Raw genomic sequence first — 18,829 nt, 5'->3', positions numbered from 1 at the left:
CGTACAATTTTGTTGCCAAAATTAAATTTTGTCCTATTGAGGCACATTAACATTTAAAAATGGAATCCATTCGGAAGCTTGTCGCTCTGCGTAATCTGCCAAAAAATAAGCTAGTGTAGGCTTAAATGGAGTGGTTTTCAAGGTCAAACCTGCCTGATCCGGAGTCTTGTCTCCTTTGTTGACATTACAGCGATTACAGGCCGTTACCAGATTGGTCCAATTGGTTTTCCCTCCCTTGGATTTTGGAATTACATGGTCAATTGTAAGGTGGCGCTGACTTCCACAATATTGACACTCCCCTCTATCCCTTCTAAAGAGATTGGCTCTATTTAATAAAACCCCACGGTAGGGAATATTTTTATATTGATTTAGCCGAATGACAGCAGGATAGGCAAAGGAGCGACTTACCGTCCGGATTTCCAGGAGTTCATAGGTTGAAAGTACATTTGCCTTTTCCAAAAGGGTTAACACCAATGCTTTTTGCACAGTTACCACCGCAACGGGAGAATGATCCAAATTCAACACCAAAACTCGCTTTTCCATACCTAAACAACTACCGTTCTTGCCTCCAAAACCACTTGATGAGATTGATTGTTTTTCAAAAAAGCCTGCCACTCGTCCAAATCAGAAACTTTAATCCGATTATCCATCCAAAGGACTTCTTCCATTCCCAAGTAAATTGCAAATGAGTCTTTGGCAGTTTTTTCATCATGAAAAATAAATAAATCTCCCGGCATCGCATGATTAAATGGGATGATTCTTCCAGGTAAATGGTCTGAATACCAGTTATACCCACCTATGGAATAAATTAATGCAAAGCCCAGCATCTCATCGAGCCCAAAAATACTTCTCCCTCCTGCTTGCCAAGGAGCATTGACATACTTCAAGGCAATATCTATCAACTGTTCCCGATCTGCTTTCAAAGCATGACTCCTGGTGGTTCCGGTAAAGCCAATATGATCCTGCCAATTGAATAATTCCAAATCAGAAAAATGGAGCCTGCTTCCGGGAAGTAGATATAGGTTTGTGCCCAGATACTCAATGGCAGCTATGGGGCTAGTTACAATTTGATAATCCTGATTGAGGAAATTCTGATAATCACCTCCTGAAATTTCTTTTAATGATTTGGCGCTAATCCAGCCACCCATTCGGGAATCTTCATGAAAAATACGATACCAAGTTCGGCCAGAATTCACTGCCAACACCTGATAGCACTCACCAAAAAGCAATTGGGTTTGGAGTGCTGAGTCTACTGTAGGTTTTCGATAAACCGGCAAGATGGTTTGCCGGCAAATTCCGAATATATCATTTAAGGGCCATTCGCTGGAGTTCTCTTTTGGCATCTTTTTCCTTCAGATCCTGTCTCTTGTCGTGTAATTTTTTACCTCGACCCAAAGCAATTTCCATTTTTGCTTTTCCACGGTCGTTGATAAATATACGAACCGGAATGATAGTAAGACCTTTTTCCTGCGACTTAGTTTCGAGTTTTTCCAGTTCTTTTTTACTTAAAAGCAACTTTCTATCTCTCACAGCCTCATGATTATAGCTTGAAGCCATAGAATATGGGGCAATATGCATTTGTCTCACGTACAGCTCCCCATCCAAAAAAATACAAAAGGCCTCAGTCAAAGACACCTTACTCTCTCGGATGGACTTAATCTCAGTGCCTTTCAGCACCATTCCCGCAACGTAGGTATCTATAAACTCAAACTGAAAGCTAGCCTTTCGGTTTTTGATATTGATATGCTTCTCAAATTTATTGACTTTGGTAGCCATATTAGATTTTCATTTTTGCTAAAGGAGTGACATCCATGGATGAAAAATCTCCTTTTAAGTATTTGTAATGGGCTGCCATGGCAATCATGGCTGCATTATCCGTACAATATTCAAATTTCGGAATAAAAATATTCCAGCCTCTTTTTGTGGCCAAATCTGTCAAAGCATTTCTCAGACCTGAATTTGCAGATACGCCCCCTGCTATAGCTACATCCTTCACGCCATATTGTTTGACGGCTACCTTCAATTTGATCAGCAACATTTCAATAAGACTATGCTGTATACTGGCGCATAGATCATTCAGGTTTTCCTCAATGAAGGTAGGATTCTGCTGCAGTTGATCTCTCAAGAAATATAAAACCGCAGTTTTTATTCCGCTAAAAGAATAATCCAATTCAGGCATTCGAGTGATTGGAAACTCAAAAGCTTTTGGATTACCTGACTGGGCATATTTATCGATCAAAGGCCCTCCCGGATAAGGTAAACCTAGCAATTTGGCTGTTTTGTCAAATGCCTCCCCAACCGCATCATCCCTTGTCTCTCCAATGACCTGCATATCCAGATAATCTTTGACTAAGACCAACTGCGTGTGCCCTCCACTGACTGTCAGACAAATAAAAGGGAAATTAGGCTTAGGGTCCTCTATGAAATGCGCCAATACGTGAGCCTGCATATGATTGATTTCAATCAGCGGAATCTTCAAAGCATAAGCCATGGATTTGGCGAAACTTACTCCCACAAGCAAAGCTCCCATGAGGCCCGGTCCTCTGGTAAAGGCAATTGCACTGAGATCATTCTTTCTAATCCCGGAAGACTCCAAAGCCTCGTGCACCACAGGAATAATATTCTCCTGATGCGCTCTAGAGGCTAATTCGGGAACAACACCCCCATATTTTTCGTGGACTGATTGTGTGGCCACAATATTATTAAGTACTTTGCCATTTAAGATTATAGAGGCAGAAGTCTCGTCACACGAGGACTCAATTGCTAGAATAGAAATATCGTTGGTATCCATTGGAAAAGAACGCGAAAGTTACGGATTTTTTATACAAAGCCTTTCGAATACTCCTTTGGGTAATCTTAATGCTGGTGATCAGTGTAATAGCACTGGCTTTGCTTCTCCAAACCCCCAAGTTTCAAAATTGGGCTGTAGATAAATTAACAGGATATCTCAATAAAAATTCCCAGTTCACCACCAATATTGATAGGATTGACCTGAATTGGTGGGACGCCTTAGAAATATCCGGTTTAGAAGTAAAAGACCACCGAGACAGCATCATGCTCTCTGCAGATCGCGCATTTATTGATTTTCAACTGCAGTCCTTGCTTCCTCCAAACAATCCCTCTTTGGATGAGGTAAGATTGGAAAGAGCTACAGTACAATTCTTTACCCATGAGGGAGACTCATCTATGAATATCAATTCATGGATCAAAGAATTAAATGAACTCTTCGGGTCAGGAAAAAGCGGAGGATCTACCAAATTTGGAATTGGCCAGATTGACCTAAGGAACTCCAGGTTTTCATTGGTCAATTACAACTTACCAGTCATAGAAAAAGGGCTGGACTATAACCACATGCGCTTCGCTGATATTGCCATCAGTGCCTCTGATTTTTATGTGGATGGAGATGAAATTGGAGTTGATATAGGTCTTCTGACAGGTGTAGAGCAAGGCTCAGGATTGACGATCAAAGAATTGCAAACTCAGCTCACTTATTCTTCCGAGTTTCTTGAGTTTGATAAATTAAATCTGATTACCAACCAAAGTCATATCAAGGATTTTTTAAGATTCGAATATGCTAGTCCAAGTGCTTTCTCGGATTTCATCAATAAGGTAGTCGCCATCACCAGAATGAAAGAAACAGTACTCAGTCTGGAGGATTTGCGTTTTTTTGCACCCACACTTCCAGATATTGAGGATGCCATCATCCTAACAGGAGAGGTACAAGGACCTGTTTCAGATATAAGATCCGAGGAATTCCTCCTAAGATTGGGAAAGAAAACGGAAATATTTGGATCCTTCCGATTGGACGGTCTGCCCAATTTTGAGGAAACCTACATCAATCTTTCTCTACAAAACTCCACTATCGAAGCCAGCGATTTAGGACCCTATTTAAGCCCTGAAATTGAAAAAGAGATTCGCAAATTTAAAACGATCAGACTCAGTGCTGATTTTGCAGGTTTGCCAAGCAGATTCACAACGAATGGACAGTTTCGTACTGGCATAGGGGAATTAAACGGACGTGTCAATTTTGATCAAAAAGACGGAGTAAACTCGATCGTCTCAAAAGTTTCCATCAAAAATCTAGATCTGGGTGTCTTGGCTGAAAATCCGGAATTGCTGCAAAAAATCAGCTTAGAGGGGAATGTCAATCTAAAGGGTAAAAGCAAAGAGGATATCCTGATCGGCTTGGATGCGGTGATTTCAAAATTGGGAATTAATGGATACACCTATTCCAATATTCGAACAGATGCGAATTATGGATTGGACCTTTTTGAGGGAAACTTATCCATATCCGATCCAAATTTGAAACTGAAAGCTTCAGGAACTATCAATCTCAGAGATACCTCTGAGGCAATCAACATCCGAATGCAGCTGGACACCGCGAATTTGGACCAAATGCGTCTTACAGACGTAGCAACTTCCTTATCCGGGGATTTTGAAATTGATACCAGAGGGATCAATATTGATGTTTTGACGGGAATCATGCGCTTTAAAGATATAGCTATAGGGTATGATGGCAGATCTCTGGAATTAGGCGACTTTTTCTTTCAATCCTTATTTGCGGGAGGTACGCGAACCATGTCTCTCAACTCAGATTACATTGTGGCTGGTGCTTCTGGAAGATTTGAATTGGAGCAAATGGCAAAAGATTTACCGGTCCTTTTTAACCAATATTTAGCTATACTTTTCAAGCAAAAGCCTCCCGTTGCAGATATTGAAGAATACTTCAACAAGGAGTATAAACTGGATTTGAATATTCGTTTAATCGATATTAATCCCCTTTTAAAACTCTTTCAACCGGACTACAGAATCTCCAAAAACACGCTGATTGAAGGAGCGTTTTATCAAACACCGGAGAATACGATTTTCAACTTTTTTACCAGTATTGACACGATTCAATACAAAAACAACATAGCCAGAAATGTCAATATTGACTTCAATACATCCAAACTTATCAATAGCGAGGATGTGTTGGCCTCCTTCTACGTTTTTTCTAAATCCCAGAAAATTGGGCAGTCTCTAGATTTCAGCAATTTTGGATTCGAGGCAATTTGGAGTAATGAAGCTTTGAATTTGGACTTTGCCTTAGATCAGGACTCAACCCGGAGCAAGGCTAGAATCAAAGCCTTGGCTCAATTTACTCCTACCCAGACAAGTATCAATTTTGAACCATCTCAGCTAATAGTGCTGGATAGTGAATGGAAATTTGACCCCAATAATGAGATCAGGATTGAATCAGAAAAAATCGCTTTTGATAATGTAAGGATACAGTCTGGAAATCAAGAAATAGATTTGGAAGGTATATTCAGCTCAAATCCTGAAGATGAATTTTATCTAACTATCTCAAATGTAAATGCCAATATCCTCAACACCTTAACTCCCCAAGCTTACGAAGGAGCCATCAATGGATCGGTTACTATCTCTGCGAGTGAGGAATTTGATAGGACTTTGAAAGCCCAAATTGAAATTGATTCTTTAAGCATCAATGAAATAATAGTAGGTGATTTTGTAGCCAGTGCAGATCTGCAGCAGAATATCCTCAATCTTACTTTGGAAAATTACTTAAGTAAGAAAAAATCAATTCAAATGAGCGGTACAGTTGATCTGGACTCTCAAGAGTTTGATTTGGCGGGGGAATTACGAAATGCTGAATTAGCGATTTTCGAACCCTTCTTATCCAATTATTTATCCAATATGGGTGGGACAGTTTCGGGAGATATCCAATTAACCGGAAACGTCACCAAACCTAGGCTTTTGGGGCAGGGAAGAATTAATCAGGGCAAACTACGTGTAAATTATCTCAACGCTCTTTATCAACTGGATGGAAGCATCATTTTCGAACCGGGAGAAGTGAGTTTTGACCGTTTGGTGGCAAGGGATGTGAATGGCAACACTGCCAATCTAAACGGAGGTCTTAAATACCAAAGCCTCAATAATATCACGCTGGACATCAATGCCAGACTCAATAATTTCCAAGTATTGAATACTACTTCAAGAGATAATGAGGTGTTTTATGGAACAGCCTATGTGAGCGGTACCATAGATATTCTGGGTTCAACTTCCAATCTGGATATCAATGCGAGAGCGACCAGTCAACCCAATACACGAATTTTCATTCCTCTGACCAGTAGCAATGAGCAAGTGAGTGAAGAGTATATCCACATTATCAATATTCGGGATACTGTAAGAATGCAGGGTTTATCCGATGACATTAATAGACTGAATATAGAAAATGTCCGAATGAATTTTGTGCTGGATGTAACTCCTGATGCTTACACTGAAATCATCATTGACCCAAGGACAGAAGAAAAAATCTCCGGTAGAGGAAGAGGGCTTCTAACCATGAATATTGATACACAAGGGAATTTCTCTTTGAGTGGAAGTTATGAGATTACTGAAGCAACCTATAATTTCTCCCTTTACAATGTTTTGAAAAAGGAGTTTACCGTAGAACCGGGCGGAAGAATCACTTGGTATGGAGATCCATATGAAGGCGTCATGAACCTTAAAGCAAAATATACGGAGACTGTATCTATCGCTCCTCTTTTAACCAGAAACTCCCTTCAGGATCAGCAAAGCACGAGCAATAGAAGATTTCCGGTAGAGGTAATCATGAATCTAAATGGAGAGCTTCTTTCACCGGATATCAATTTTGGGTTTGACTTTTCACAGTTCCCTAACACGGGAGACGTACAAACAGCAATTTCATCATTTCAGTCAAGGATCAACAACGATGAGCAGGAGATGAACCGTCAGGTTTTCTCTGTGATTATGACCCGTTCTTTCTCTCCTGAAGGCCAGTTCGCCGGTGTTAATTCATTCTCCAATAGCTTGGGACAATTACTTTCCTCCCAACTCAACTCATTCTTGGGTCAGGTAGACAAAAACTTGGAAGTCAATTTTGATTTGGCATCCTTAGATCAAAATGCGCTGGAAACATTCCAATTGAGCGTTGCTTATACTTTCCTCGACGGAAGACTTCGAGTATCTCGAGACGGCGGATTTACGGACAATACAGGAAATGCAGATGCTGCTTCTATTATTGGAGATTGGCAAGCTGAATACTTATTGACAGATGATGGGGTCTATAGAATCAGAATTTTCAACCGGAATAATTTCAACACCTTTACCTCACTGTCCCTTTCCAGGAACGTGAATACTTATGGTGTTTCAATTTCCCAAAACGTCTCCTTCAACTCCTTCTCTGAATTATTTCAAAAAATCACCCGAAAAAAGCAGAAAGCAGATCCCTTATATGAGGATTCTGACAATTATTTGAGATATAATCAAGATTCGGAGGAAAACTGGAAACCCATCAATTTAGACAATATTGAAGAGCGACTTGATTCTTTGAAAGAAGACAGAACTAAGCAATATTTCAGAAAAGAAGAGGAGGATCAATAAACAATTTCCCCTCAGACTTACTTTTCTAAAAAAGTACATCCATGCAAAAAATCACAATTTTCTGGTTTCGTAGAGACCTGAGACTCGAAGACAATACAGGCTTGTATTATGCTTTGCAGCAGGAAGAAAATGTATTGCCCCTTTTCATTTTTGACAGCAATATTTTAGACAAGCTTGAAGATAAAAAAGATGCCCGTGTTCAATTTATCCATGAGCAAATCACCTCAATTCACGATGAATTAAAGGACAAAGGAAGCTCCATTTTGGTAAAACATGGGAAGCCATTAGAGGTATATCAAGAGCTTTGCAAGGAATATTCGATTTCCTCTGTATATACCAACCGGGATTATGAACCTTATGCTAAGGAACGCGATCAGGAGGTGGAGAAATTTTTGAAGGAAAAAGACATAGAATTTTACACATTCAAGGATCAAATGATCTTTGAACCCGGGGAGGTTTTAAATGGATCGGGAGAGTTTTATAAAGTCTTTACTCCCTACAGCAAAGTTTGGCTGGAGGAATTCAAAAAACAGAAAATAGAACCTCTCTCCTATTTTCACTGGAAAAATCTCTATGAAACAAAACCGTTTTCGCTTCCGAGTTTGGAAGATATAGGTTTTGAAAAAACTGACATCCCAATTCCGTCCAATACTGTTGATAAGGATTTGATTTCTGAATACGACAAAACCCGAAACTTTCCGGCAAAGGATGGTACCAGTAGACTGGGAATTCATCTTCGTTTTGGGACTATTTCTATTCGAAAGCTGGCTTTGGATGCTGCCAAGCTAAATGATACCTATCTCAATGAATTGATTTGGAGAGAGTTTTATATGACTATTTTGGCCTATAATCCTCAGGTGGTTGATAAAGCATTCAAACCCGCTTATGATCAAATTCCATGGAGAAATAACGAGGAAGAATTTAAGGCCTGGTGTGAGGGGAAAACCGGATATCCTATTGTCGATGCCGGAATGAGGGAATTGAATCAAACAGGCTACATGCACAATAGGGTGCGAATGATTGTGGCATCTTTCCTGACCAAACATTTGTTGATTGACTGGAGATGGGGTGAGGCTTACTTTGCTGCCAAATTATTGGATTATGAATTGGCTTCTAATAATGGGGGCTGGCAATGGGCTGCAGGAACCGGAACAGATGCACAGCCTTATTTCAGGGTATTCAATCCGGAGTCGCAAACTGAAAAGTTTGATAAAGATTTGAAGTATATTAAAGAATGGGTACCGGAATTTGGAACTGATAAGTATCCAAATCCGATTGTAGACCATAAATTTGCCAGGCAAAGAGCACTGGACACTTATAAAAAAGCATTGGATCAATGAATATCGGAGACCGAGTAAGATTACTACATGGCAAAGAAGAAGGGATAATCAGAAAAATATCCTCAAGTGGGAGAATAGAGGTAGAAATTGAGGATGGTTTTGTAATTCCCGCCATGAAATCTGAAGCGGTCGTCATTTCCGAAGTAGAAAAATCCTATTTCGGTGAGAGTAAAGTTCAGGAAGATTTTTCGGAAATTCCTCAGGCTATTTCCGCTCCCAAAGACCAGGGAATTTATTTAGCATTTGTTCCCGTCAATGATCAAAACCTCAGCTTATATCTGATCAATGACTCGAAGCAAGATTATTTGGTTCATGTGTCTGAGGTATTCGGCAACAATCAGAGAACTCTTTTGGCAGAACAAGTCAAACCTGGGATTGCCAAAAAATTTGACGATAGACTGTTGAAAGAAATGGATGAATGGCCAGCTTTTTTGCTGCGTTTTATTCCCATTCAACAAAGACTGGAAAAAGGGATTCCTCCTTTTGAAAGGCAGTTAAAAATCAAGCCAACCCAATTTTTCAAGCATTTAAGTACAGCTCCTTTTTTGAATAAATCCGCTTATTTGTTCCACTTGGAACAGACTACCAAAGAATTGGATATTCGGTCTTTGAACTACGAGTTGGAGCAACTTAATCCCAAGCCGGAGGAAAAACCTGTAAAGAAGCCTGCAAGAAGCATTGACCTTCATATTGAAGAGCTGGTGGAAGATCATCAATCCATGAGTAATTCGGAGAAATTACGGATTCAGCTTGAAACATTCGAAAGGAAATTGGATCAAGCTATTCAATCCGGAATGGATGAAATCACCTTTATTCATGGAATAGGAAATGGGGTCTTGAGAAAAGAAATTCATAAGCGATTGAGTCAATTGGGAAATATTAAGTACTTTCAAGACACACAGAAAGATCAGTGGGGTTACGGAGCAACTTTAGTAAGAATTTCCTAATTCATGCAGGTGAAAATCTCTCCTATTTTCCAGGCTTTTGAGCAGCAACATGCCGAGGCTAAGGAGCTATTTCTGACGCTTGGAAAACAAATTAAGTCCAAGAAAGCCATAGAACTTTACGGGAAATTAAGTTTTCTGGAAGTGTATGGAGATCTTTTGGCTAAAATCCATTTTGAAAAGGAAAGCCTGCAGTTCGATTTTTTCGCACCCTTCAGCAAGCTTCAAAAGAACCTGAGAAAAATCAATCATTTAAAGCTGGTTGAAAAAGGATTAAGGCAAAGAGAATTGAATCAAGATCTGACCTATAATTCTTATTCTACATTTGTTGACAAGCACAAAAAGGGACTTTATTCCGAAACCTTTGATATGGTAGTTGGCAGTTCCCTGAAAGTCTGGGATGAGTTTTTGGCGAAATCTCAAGAAGCCAGTAAACAAATCAAGCCTTTGACCATCAATACTGCTATCAATCAGTTAATTGAGGAAGAGTTGGAGTTTTTCCACATCAATCAAAGACAAAGACTGGACAGCAAGGCATTAAGAGATCTTTTTGAAGGCTTGAGAAAAATCATCATGCTGGAGAATCTATTACTGTATTTGGGCTTCAATTCCATTTTTATAGACAGTATTCATGCGGAGATGGAAGGATTGAAAGAAAATCTCAAACCCTGGTATGCCAACCACTTGGAGTTACAATCCCTGACTCATTTTCTCTCAGATAAAGAAGATGTGTCCAAAAAATATGTTGCATGGGTGAAAGACCTCCACGCAGAAAAAAAGAGCCTGACTTCCAAAGTTGAAAAGCAGGCTCAAAGCTTGTTTCAGAAAATTTTAGCTTAATCAGATTCTAGACAAGGCAAAAGCCAAGTCATTTTTCAGATCTTCAGCATCTTCAATTCCCACACTTAAACGAATTAAAGAATCCACCAGTCCTACTTTTTCTCTTTCCTCTTTGGGAATGCTTGCATGGGTCATGGTTGCAGGATGACCACATAAAGACTCTACTCCTCCCAGTGATTCTGCTAGAGAAAAAAGCTTGAAGCTTTCCATCACTTTTCTGGCGTCTTCCAGTTTATTGCCTTTAAGTGAAAATGAAATCATACCTCCAAAATCTCTCATTTGGCTTTTTGCGATATCATGATTAGGATGATCTTCAAATCCAGGCCAATATACTTTTTCTACTTTCGGATGATTTTTTAAATAAGCTGCAATAGTTTTTCCATTCTGAGAATGTCGCTCCATTCTGATATGCAAAGTTTTGATTCCTCTCAATACCAGAAAACAATCTTGAGGTCCAGGAACGGCACCACATGCATTTTGGATAAAAATTAATCTCTGAGCTAATTCATCCTCATTCACCACTAAGGCTCCCATCACTACATCAGAGTGACCTCCCAAGTATTTGGTAACGGAATGCATTACGATATCAGCTCCCAAGTCCAGTGGGTTTTGCAAAAACGGGGAAGCGAAAGTATTGTCCACACCCAATAACAAATTATTCCCTTTGGCCAACTTGGACAGTGCTCTCAAATCCACAATATTCATCATGGGATTGGTGGGAGTCTCAGCCCAAATCATCTTGGTATTCTCATTAATTTTTTCGGCGACCAAATCAACATTTGTCATGGGTACAAAGTGAAATTTGATCCCATACTTTTCATAAACCTTGGTAAACAAGCGGTAAGTTCCGCCATACAAATCACTGGTACTGATAATTTCATCCCCTGGATTAAACAGCTTGATTACAGCATCAATTGCCCCTAATCCGGAAGAAAAACAAATTCCATGTTTTCCATTTTCTAATGCCGCTAAATTATTTTGAAGGGCTGTTCGCGTAGGATTATGTGTACGAGAATACTCATATCCCTGATGATCGCCGGGAGACCGCTGCACATAGGTAGAGGTCTGATAAATAGGAGTCATTATAGCACCGGTAGAGGAATCAGGCTCCACACCGGAATGAATGGCTTTGGTACCGAATTTCATTAAATTATTTTTATTCATTGATACAATATCCGAACAGGCTTAGGCTTTAATAAATTCCTTACTGTATACTTGTACTGATGTGAGATAACTCTCATTAAGGGTAACCAAATATGACAAAAAAGGGCAGTATTTTCAACTTCTTTCCCGATTACCTAAAAATTTATCCTTTAGCAACTTTAAGCTGGTTATGGGTGGTAGTTTGTCCTGCTTTGGGTAGCGCCTGGATCCTCAAAAATTACCAACTGCTGCTAGCCTTTGATTCCCTTTCCTGGATTGCTTATCTACTCTTTATCTTGATTGCAAGTTTGGTAATGGGACTGGCTCTTTTACCTACTACTCTAAGTGCTGTCATCAGCGGTTTCCTATTGGGCTGGACTGGATTACCAGCCATTATCCTCGCATATTCCATGGCGAATGTCATAGGCTACTTTTTAGGCAGACTATTTAATTCCGGTCTCATGGAACTAATAGAGGCCAAAAACCCTGAATTCTTAAACGAATTAGAAAAAAGGAAAAGCAATGAGGGCAAATTGATTTTCTTCATTCGAATCAGTCCTTTGATTCCATTCGCCATTTCTAATTTCTTATTTGCCTCACTTCAGGTCCCCCTTCGAAAAGTGTTGATTTATGGGATTCCAGGAATGCTTCCTAGGACCATATTGGCTTTTTTGGCAGGAATTTTAGCCAATGACTTCTTAGGAGCGAGAGAAAAGCTGAATGATCCCATTCAAATAGGCTTTGTCCTCCTTTTTCTCCTAATCAGTATTTGGGGAATTTGGGTGAATTGGAAAAAATCTAAAGCTTAACGAAGCAAGTACATTTTGCCATAACCCTTGGTAAATCCACGATCACCAGCAGTAGGTCTGTGCTCCATGAATTGTCCATTTTTTCGTATCAAAACCCTATAAATATACACGCCATTTGCTAATTGATCTCCAAATTCATCTTTCCCATCCCAGGCATATTCAGTGATATTATTCCCGATTCGGATGGGCCCTAACTCATCCTGCAAAATCTCCCTGACTACCTTTCCGGTCACAGTCATGATTTGAATTTTGATTTGATCAGGAACTTCCGAACCAGTCACAGTAAACACAAACCGGACACTGGTACTGAATGGGTTTGGATAAGGATAGAAGTTTGAAATCTGTGAATCATTAACAACTTCAAAAGTAACCTCATAAGGCATAGGTGAGTCCTGATTCTGAACTTTGAGGGTATAGACTCCATCTTCTAAAGGACCTGGTTGGAAAGAAACTCTAAAGTCGTTTTCATCACTGGCTGGAGTCCAAGTCAAGTTAGGATTGGAGAAATTAATTCTGGTAAAATCACAGGTATCACAATTCTTTTTCAGGAAAATATCCAGTCCCACCGTGTCTGTTTTATGCAAAAACGATTGGTCGTTTTTCAATATCGCATTGATCAAAACAGTCGGAGATACAATGTCCCCATCCATGATATATATCCCGTCAAAATTCACATCCAGCAAGGACTGAGAATCATCTTCCTGAACAACAAAGTATGTTCCCACCTCGATTTGATTGTTTCTATAAGTTTGTTCTCGAAGAATTCTAGGATTGGCAAAAATCTCCAAAGTATTCTCCCCACCTTTTCCTATAGAGTTGAATTCTATGGTATGAGTAAAACTTTCTCCTGCCTTCAAAGCGGCAAACTTTTTAGAAAAGGATTCAACCTTCCTAGATTTTAGATTGGTCAGCTTCCAGTCCACTTGAATGGAATCCGGGAAGTCGTGAATAGAAACATTTTTAAACTCGAAATTAAAACTACCTGATTCTCCTTCTCTAAGATTTACTCGATCTTGGTTATTTTTCAAGATTAGCGCTCCTTCAGGTACGCCCTGATAATTCACCTGCCATCTTTTTAGGTCGGCTGGAGCAGTTGAACTTGGATCATTCATCTCATACCGCAAGCGCAAATATGGATAAGACTGGGAATTGATAAAAGAAAGATCTAATTGCGAGGAATTCTCATTGCTGATTAACACCTCTTCTTCGCCGTTTTCTTTGACTCCCAAAATATCAAAATAGGTCTTCTCCTGCTCGTTGATCCAAGGTCTATCCTTCACTGCCTGGAAAAAGTTTTCCCAAGAACTGGCGGGTCCAATTCTAGGTGTGAAAATATAGCCTTCCGTCAGATAGCCTTTCAGCTGAGATTTGAAAGAAAGAGTCTGCTTATTGGATGGCACTTCCATATTTGGATTCCCAACTATTTCCAAAGCTTCCCCTGGTTTCATCCCCTTTCTTCCATAAAGGATATAGGGATCACCAGTCTTGAGGGCACGAAGTGTAGCTTCACTTGCACCGAATTGCTTGATCAATTGATAAGCCTCCTCCGGCCAACTATCGAATGTCACATTTCCAACGGAGAAAATGATGACGAAATCTCCCTGCTCCACATTATTGGTAAACTCTCTTAAAATAGTTTGCCCAGGTGAGGTAATCCAGGCATTTTGAATACTTTGAATCAATTGAGGTGGTCTTCCACAAGAGCGACCGTCCAAAATATCAAATCCAGGAACTGGAATAGGCAGGTATGGTTGAAGTGTTTTTTGCTGGAAGGTCACTAAGCCGAGGGATCCATTCGGGCAAAGTCGACTATTCGCATTATTGACGTTATCAATAATCTGAGGAACGTTATTCAGATAAAACTGCGTATTTCTAAAAGATAGGGTGTCAACAGCAGAACCAACTGTAAATACTTCTACTCCAAGATTTACATCCTTGTAAACCAATTTTCTTTCAGCTTCATCGATGTTTAGATTACTCAACTGGTTTTCTGCGATTTGCTGGAAGGTTCTTTGCGTCCAGCCTTCTGGCCCATTTGAAATAAAGGAAAAGCTGGAGCTGCTCCAAGAATCGGTTTCTCCCGGTCGTGGCTCTTGGAATTTTGTTCTCCAAAAATAAGTGACTGAATCAGCTCCCGGCAAAAGGTCAACTTTCCAAGTTGCCAAACCCTTAGAACTCAATCTAATCTCTTTGCGGTAAGCCGAGTTGAAATTAGAGGTCGTATCCATTTGCATGATTACGGTCCGGTCGGTAGGATTATTACCCGGCAACTGTGTGATTAAATCAATGGATTTTTGATTGACAATCCCATATTCCAGAGGGTACAGATTGAGGGTTCCACTCAAAGGAACAAATTGAGAAATGGTAATCTGATTATTGGAAAAAGACATTTCCTCCACTTCTCTGGAAGGATTAATTTCTAAGATAATGGTGTTTTCACCGGCAGAAGCTACCCCTATGTTAGGGATAGAAAAGGAAAGACTGTCCACCCTACTAACAGCGGAAGTTTTTACTATTGGATAAGTAATTTCTTCTCCGGATGGAAGTCTTCTTCGAACTTGATAAGAAATGGAATCAAAACCGACGATTCCTATATTTCTTAATACAAAATTCAATTTCAGACTATCAGAAAGGGCCGATATGGGATCATTGTCAAAACTTTCAATTCTAGCCTCAGATTCCGTGACAAAATAATCAGGTTTATCCGCCGGAAATAAGCGCAATGCTGGATCTCCCATCAGAATCATTTGTTCCATGTGAGAATAGTTTAGCGGAGCTGTACCATACCTGCTCACAAAAAACCTTTCCGCCTCCATTTTTATTTCTCCTACAGAACGGTAGATCTTGGTACTATCGGCAAAGGCATTCAAATAAAAGGCATCAGAATACCTTCTTAAATACACATCCACCCCGATGGCTGAATTCGCCATGATATTAGAAGCTCCTTTATTAGGAGTGATGACCCAATCTTCACCCTGAGTATAATTAGTTCCAAAGGCACTACCGTAATCACAGCCATTGAACAGCATTACAGGATATTTTCCTTTATTCTGATAATTGATTGTAGGGTCAGAAGCGAAGCCAATATCAATATCCAAAATGGTTGGAGATCCATGTCCAAAGAAAGTCACCAAAGACCTTCCCTCATTCAAATCTCCCGTGATATCTATGACCTCCACTACACTATTGGATCGCTTTCTATAAGTGGTCACATTTCCTCCTAGAAATGGTCCTTCAGCAATTCCTTTAAACCCGTTCAAAAAATTAAAATATCGGTTCAATTCGAACTCAGAAACCCCTCCACCTAAATGAAGTATTTCTTTTTGCCATGGAGCCTCCAAGCCCAGCAAGTCCTTTTCAATCGCTTTATAAAAATAATCTTCCAGCTGTTGAGAGTCCTTCGCAGGTATTCTCCCAATTGCCATGGCCGGGAGCTCAGGATTAGCTGGATCTAAATTGAGTGTAAAGACCACATCAGAAAAAGGATAACCACCTACCGGCACTAAATCTTGCTGAGTAAACACTGCCGGGTTATTTCGATAGAAATAGGTAATACCACCCACACGAGCAGTACTGTAGATAGCCAAACCTCTTCCCGCCATCAAGATATGGGTAGGTTTATGTACGGGATAGTAGGCCTTCAAAAATTCATAAAGTGCAATCGGAGATCTTTCACCATAACCAAATTGATCGTAGATATCCTCCATAATTAAGGTTAGGGTATCATAAGCACCGCCTTGAGGGGAAGCTCTATGTTCCGCGTATGCCTTTAAGGGATTTTGAAAATTCTTGGAAGGTCTTTGTAAAGCTTTACTCCCTACCAAAATATAATCAGCGGCTTGACCAAGGTAGTCTCTGAATTTGATAGGTTTTACCTCAGTTACTTTCTGGATCACATCTTCGTTTTCAAGCCAGATTTTACTTTCTTTTCCTTCTACAGCAGCTTGTAAACTTAGGTTTCCTGAATTTTTCGATAAGGAAACCCTAACCGGATTGGAAGGATCGGATATTTCAACTGCCGCATAATTCCCGGCAATAGAAGAATATTGAATTTGCTGATTTCCTGCAGGATTGATTAGCAACTCTGATCCAAAATCACCAGTTCCTTTGTTTTTGGAATAGCGAATTTTAGCATAAGTAATAGATATATTATCCGCAGCTTCAGAACCAATCGGATTTACGGAAATTACGATACTCCCGTTGGCATTGAAATCCGTCATTCTGAGTGGAATTCTGGTAAAAACAGTATTAAATCCAGAAAAGTCCTGAACACCAACCTGCCTCTGACTGGTCCCGCTAACTCCTGCCGTTATTCTGGCCCGATGAGCATTTGCCGATCTTCCTGTCAAACCAATTTCCAAATAAGGATCTCCTGATGATGCTGGGACGCCCAATTCCCCAAAAGGAACCTGGCGGGTAGCTCCTTTTGAAATCACTGAGCTCATCCAGCCTTGACCCTGATCATAGCTAGAAAGGCGAAAGCCCAAGGTATAACTGATTCCGAGAGAATACTGATCGCTGAATACCTGAAGTCTTTCAGATTGATAAGACTGAATTTGTGGTGCAGTTGCTGCTGGAGTCCCCCTTACAGCCATTCGCTTACCTGGCGAATTAGCAACAGTCAAAAAGTAAGCGGTAGTATCTGTATGGGTGTTAAAATACGGATTAGGGATAGGCTTAACATCTCTATAAAGGATGGAATCTAGCTTAGCATCATTTCTAATCCCATAAAAATCAATATAGTCTCCCTCATTGAGTCTTCCGTCCTGCTCACCTTCTATATAAATTGCCACTTCTTTTCCACGATGAAACATCCGGATGTTTCGTGGGTCTGTGGTGCTAAGATTTAATCCTGCACTTTGAAGTGCTGAAGGGTTGATTCTGTAAATTCCATCCTTTGCAGTCGGAATCTTATAATAGACTTGATCATAAGAGTACCAGATACCCTGCTGCGCAAAAAGTCCCAATGCCAGGCAACTCAGGAGATATGTAAGGAACAGCTTTTTCAATAGGTCCATCCTTTAAATTTTCGAAAATCGTCCTTCATTTTTTCCAGGGAAACTTTTACGGAAAATACATGAGAATAAGGTGTCTCTGAAACATTTCCTATATCAGAAAGCGCATAGTCAATTTGGAATTTTTCACTCAGCAAAACTCCCAAACCTGCACTTGGCATCATGCTCATAGACTTTTCACCATCAAAATCTTTGATATACTGAAAGTTGCTGACACCCGCTCGCAAGAATGCCAGCTTTTTATAGCCTAATTCCAAACCCATCTTTGGATCTATGCTCAAAAGAGAGGTAGAGATTAGCGTATTTCTCTGCCCATCAAAGGTCATGTCCAAATCCACGGCAGTTAAGAGGCTGAACTGTTTCCCAACAGCAAAACTATAGGTAAAGCTACTAATTGCTCGAGGCAAGGTAAGCTCGACTGAATTCACAGGAATCTCATTATTGGTCTGGGAGTAAATGTCTCTCACCAATTCCGCATTATGGGACCAGGCATTAAATGTCGTAGTGATATCCCTCAGCATTAAACCTAAAGTCAGGTTCTTTTTCACATACATTCCACCCAAATCCAAACCAAAGCCCCAGGCATTTGCGAATTTTCCTACATTTCTATGAATCACTTTTGCATTGGCGCCGACTTTGAAATGATCAGATAAATCCCTCGCATAAGTCAGGAGCAAAGCATAATCCGCTGCATTAAAAAACTGAATATTATTATAATTCAGCGCTCCATTAGCATCATAAAGGAAACGGGTATCAGGAATATCATCCACTCCAAACCTGATCAAAGAAATTGCTAATTGACTATCATTCTTGAGGGGTGTTGTGAAAGCCAGATAATCATATTGGGCAATTCCTGCAAAATATTCAGCATGCATGAGCATAGCCTCATATTGATGAGTGACACCCATCAATCCTGCGGGATTCCAATAAGCTGCTGTCACATCTCTGGTGGCAGACACTTGTGCTCCACCCATGCCCAATGCTCTGGCTCCTACTCCTATGTTCAAAAATTCATTGGAATATTTGGGGGTGAGGTCTTGGGAGAACGCCATTTCACTCTGACAACTGATTGCCAGAAGCAGGAAGAAAAAAATAAATTGAATAGTACTATCTCCTTTCACAATCCCAAAATAACCAAATTCTTTTAGAAGCTTATAGTCCTGGAAAATAAGCATACAAATGTCCTATATCTGTTCGCAGTCGGACACATAAATGTACGCATATTAACAAATCAAATAATCTTAAAATCATCGTCCGAAAATAATTTATTTTTTTTCAACTTAAAAGATTAATTAAAAATTCGCTTATACAGCTCAAAATCGATGTTTTATTTC

The 18,829-nt window shown here is 40.0% G+C and carries 12 protein-coding genes; 5 read left to right on the top strand and 7 right to left on the bottom strand.

The annotated features are described in order from the left end of the window. Positions 1–33: 33 nt before the first annotated feature. From BM073_RS01775 to tsaD, 4 genes are read right to left on the bottom strand one after another with little or no spacing between them, the layout of a single operon-like run. Positions 34–543: an HNH endonuclease gene (locus BM073_RS01775; RefSeq protein ID WP_091649421.1), complete on the bottom strand. Its 510-nt coding sequence runs from the start codon at positions 541–543 to the stop codon at positions 34–36. Between the two features lie 2 nt (positions 544–545). Then, the gene (locus tag BM073_RS01770; RefSeq protein ID WP_091649419.1) at positions 546–1,277 is read right to left on the bottom strand and encodes a hypothetical protein; all 732 of its coding nucleotides are present in this window, start codon (positions 1,275–1,277) and stop codon (positions 546–548) included. Positions 1,278–1,305: 28 nt separating this feature from the next. Continuing rightward, on the bottom strand, positions 1,306–1,776 hold the full coding sequence (gene smpB, locus BM073_RS01765) for an SsrA-binding protein (RefSeq protein WP_091649416.1): 471 nt from the start codon (positions 1,774–1,776) through the stop codon (positions 1,306–1,308). A gap of 1 nt (position 1,777) precedes the next feature. Beyond that, positions 1,778–2,791 (bottom strand): tRNA (adenosine(37)-N6)-threonylcarbamoyltransferase complex transferase subunit TsaD, encoded by a 1,014-nt coding sequence (gene tsaD / locus BM073_RS01760; protein ID WP_091649413.1) that lies wholly within the window; start codon positions 2,789–2,791, stop codon positions 1,778–1,780. A gap of 74 nt (positions 2,792–2,865) precedes the next feature. Here tsaD and BM073_RS01755 point away from each other — a divergent pair, with 74 nt between their 5' ends. From BM073_RS01755 to BM073_RS01740, 4 genes are read left to right on the top strand one after another with little or no spacing between them, the layout of a single operon-like run. Then, a complete protein-coding gene (locus tag BM073_RS01755) occupies positions 2,866–7,404 on the top strand; it encodes a translocation/assembly module TamB domain-containing protein (protein ID WP_175557824.1) in 4,539 nt (1,512 codons plus the stop codon). Between the two features lie 41 nt (positions 7,405–7,445). Next, positions 7,446–8,744, top strand: a complete 1,299-nt coding sequence (locus BM073_RS01750) for a cryptochrome/photolyase family protein (protein WP_091649407.1) — start codon at positions 7,446–7,448, stop codon at positions 8,742–8,744. Then, positions 8,741–9,691 (top strand): Smr/MutS family protein, encoded by a 951-nt coding sequence (locus tag BM073_RS01745; RefSeq protein WP_091649405.1) that lies wholly within the window; start codon positions 8,741–8,743, stop codon positions 9,689–9,691. The genes BM073_RS01750 and BM073_RS01745 overlap by 4 nt, the downstream gene beginning before the upstream one ends. A 3-nt stretch (positions 9,692–9,694) precedes the next feature. After that, positions 9,695–10,528: a hypothetical protein gene (locus BM073_RS01740; RefSeq protein ID WP_091649401.1), complete on the top strand. Its 834-nt coding sequence runs from the start codon at positions 9,695–9,697 to the stop codon at positions 10,526–10,528. On the opposite strand, the gene BM073_RS01735 is transcribed toward BM073_RS01740, so the two are convergent. Further along, complete coding sequence (locus BM073_RS01735) at positions 10,529–11,692, bottom strand: cystathionine gamma-synthase (RefSeq protein WP_262481184.1); 1,164 nt, start codon at positions 11,690–11,692, stop codon at positions 10,529–10,531. A gap of 92 nt (positions 11,693–11,784) precedes the next feature. Between BM073_RS01735 and BM073_RS01730 the strand changes: the two genes are divergently transcribed. Further along, positions 11,785–12,480, top strand: coding sequence for a TVP38/TMEM64 family protein (locus tag BM073_RS01730; RefSeq protein WP_091649398.1), 696 nt, complete (start codon positions 11,785–11,787; stop codon positions 12,478–12,480). Here the strand turns inward: BM073_RS01730 and porU2 are convergent. Both porU2 and BM073_RS01720 read right to left on the bottom strand, forming a co-directional pair. Next, on the bottom strand, positions 12,477–17,498 hold the full coding sequence (porU2, locus tag BM073_RS01725; RefSeq protein WP_091649396.1) for a putative type IX secretion system sortase PorU2: 5,022 nt from the start codon (positions 17,496–17,498) through the stop codon (positions 12,477–12,479). The genes BM073_RS01730 and porU2 overlap by 4 nt on opposite strands. Then, complete coding sequence (locus BM073_RS01720) at positions 17,486–18,598, bottom strand: putative type IX sorting system protein PorV2 (protein WP_456151153.1); 1,113 nt, start codon at positions 18,596–18,598, stop codon at positions 17,486–17,488. Before BM073_RS01720 ends, porU2 begins: the two co-directional genes overlap by 13 nt. Positions 18,599–18,829: the final 231 nt, after the last annotated feature.

It is taken from the genome of Algoriphagus ornithinivorans (assembly GCF_900115305.1).
GTDB lineage: Bacteria > Bacteroidota > Bacteroidia > Cytophagales > Cyclobacteriaceae > Algoriphagus > Algoriphagus ornithinivorans.
The sequence above is the reverse complement of the archived record's forward strand: the minus strand, read 5'-3'. Positions and strand labels throughout refer to the sequence as shown.

Excerpts from the sequence above, each read along its gene's own strand:
- porU2 (WP_091649396.1), bottom strand. The coding sequence starts at position 17,498 with ATGGACCTATTGAAAAAGCTGTTCCTTACATATCTCCTGAGTTGCCTG.
- BM073_RS01730 (WP_091649398.1), top strand. The coding sequence starts at position 11,785 with ATGACAAAAAAGGGCAGTATTTTCAACTTCTTTCCCGATTACCTAAAA.
- smpB (WP_091649416.1), bottom strand. The coding sequence starts at position 1,776 with ATGGCTACCAAAGTCAATAAATTTGAGAAGCATATCAATATCAAAAAC.
- tsaD (WP_091649413.1), bottom strand. The coding sequence starts at position 2,791 with ATGGATACCAACGATATTTCTATTCTAGCAATTGAGTCCTCGTGTGAC.
- BM073_RS01745 (WP_091649405.1), top strand. The coding sequence starts at position 8,741 with ATGAATATCGGAGACCGAGTAAGATTACTACATGGCAAAGAAGAAGGG.
- BM073_RS01735 (WP_262481184.1), bottom strand. The coding sequence starts at position 11,692 with ATGAATAAAAATAATTTAATGAAATTCGGTACCAAAGCCATTCATTCC.
- BM073_RS01750 (WP_091649407.1), top strand. The coding sequence starts at position 7,446 with ATGCAAAAAATCACAATTTTCTGGTTTCGTAGAGACCTGAGACTCGAA.
- BM073_RS01775 (WP_091649421.1), bottom strand. The coding sequence starts at position 543 with ATGGAAAAGCGAGTTTTGGTGTTGAATTTGGATCATTCTCCCGTTGCG.
- BM073_RS01740 (WP_091649401.1), top strand. The coding sequence starts at position 9,695 with ATGCAGGTGAAAATCTCTCCTATTTTCCAGGCTTTTGAGCAGCAACAT.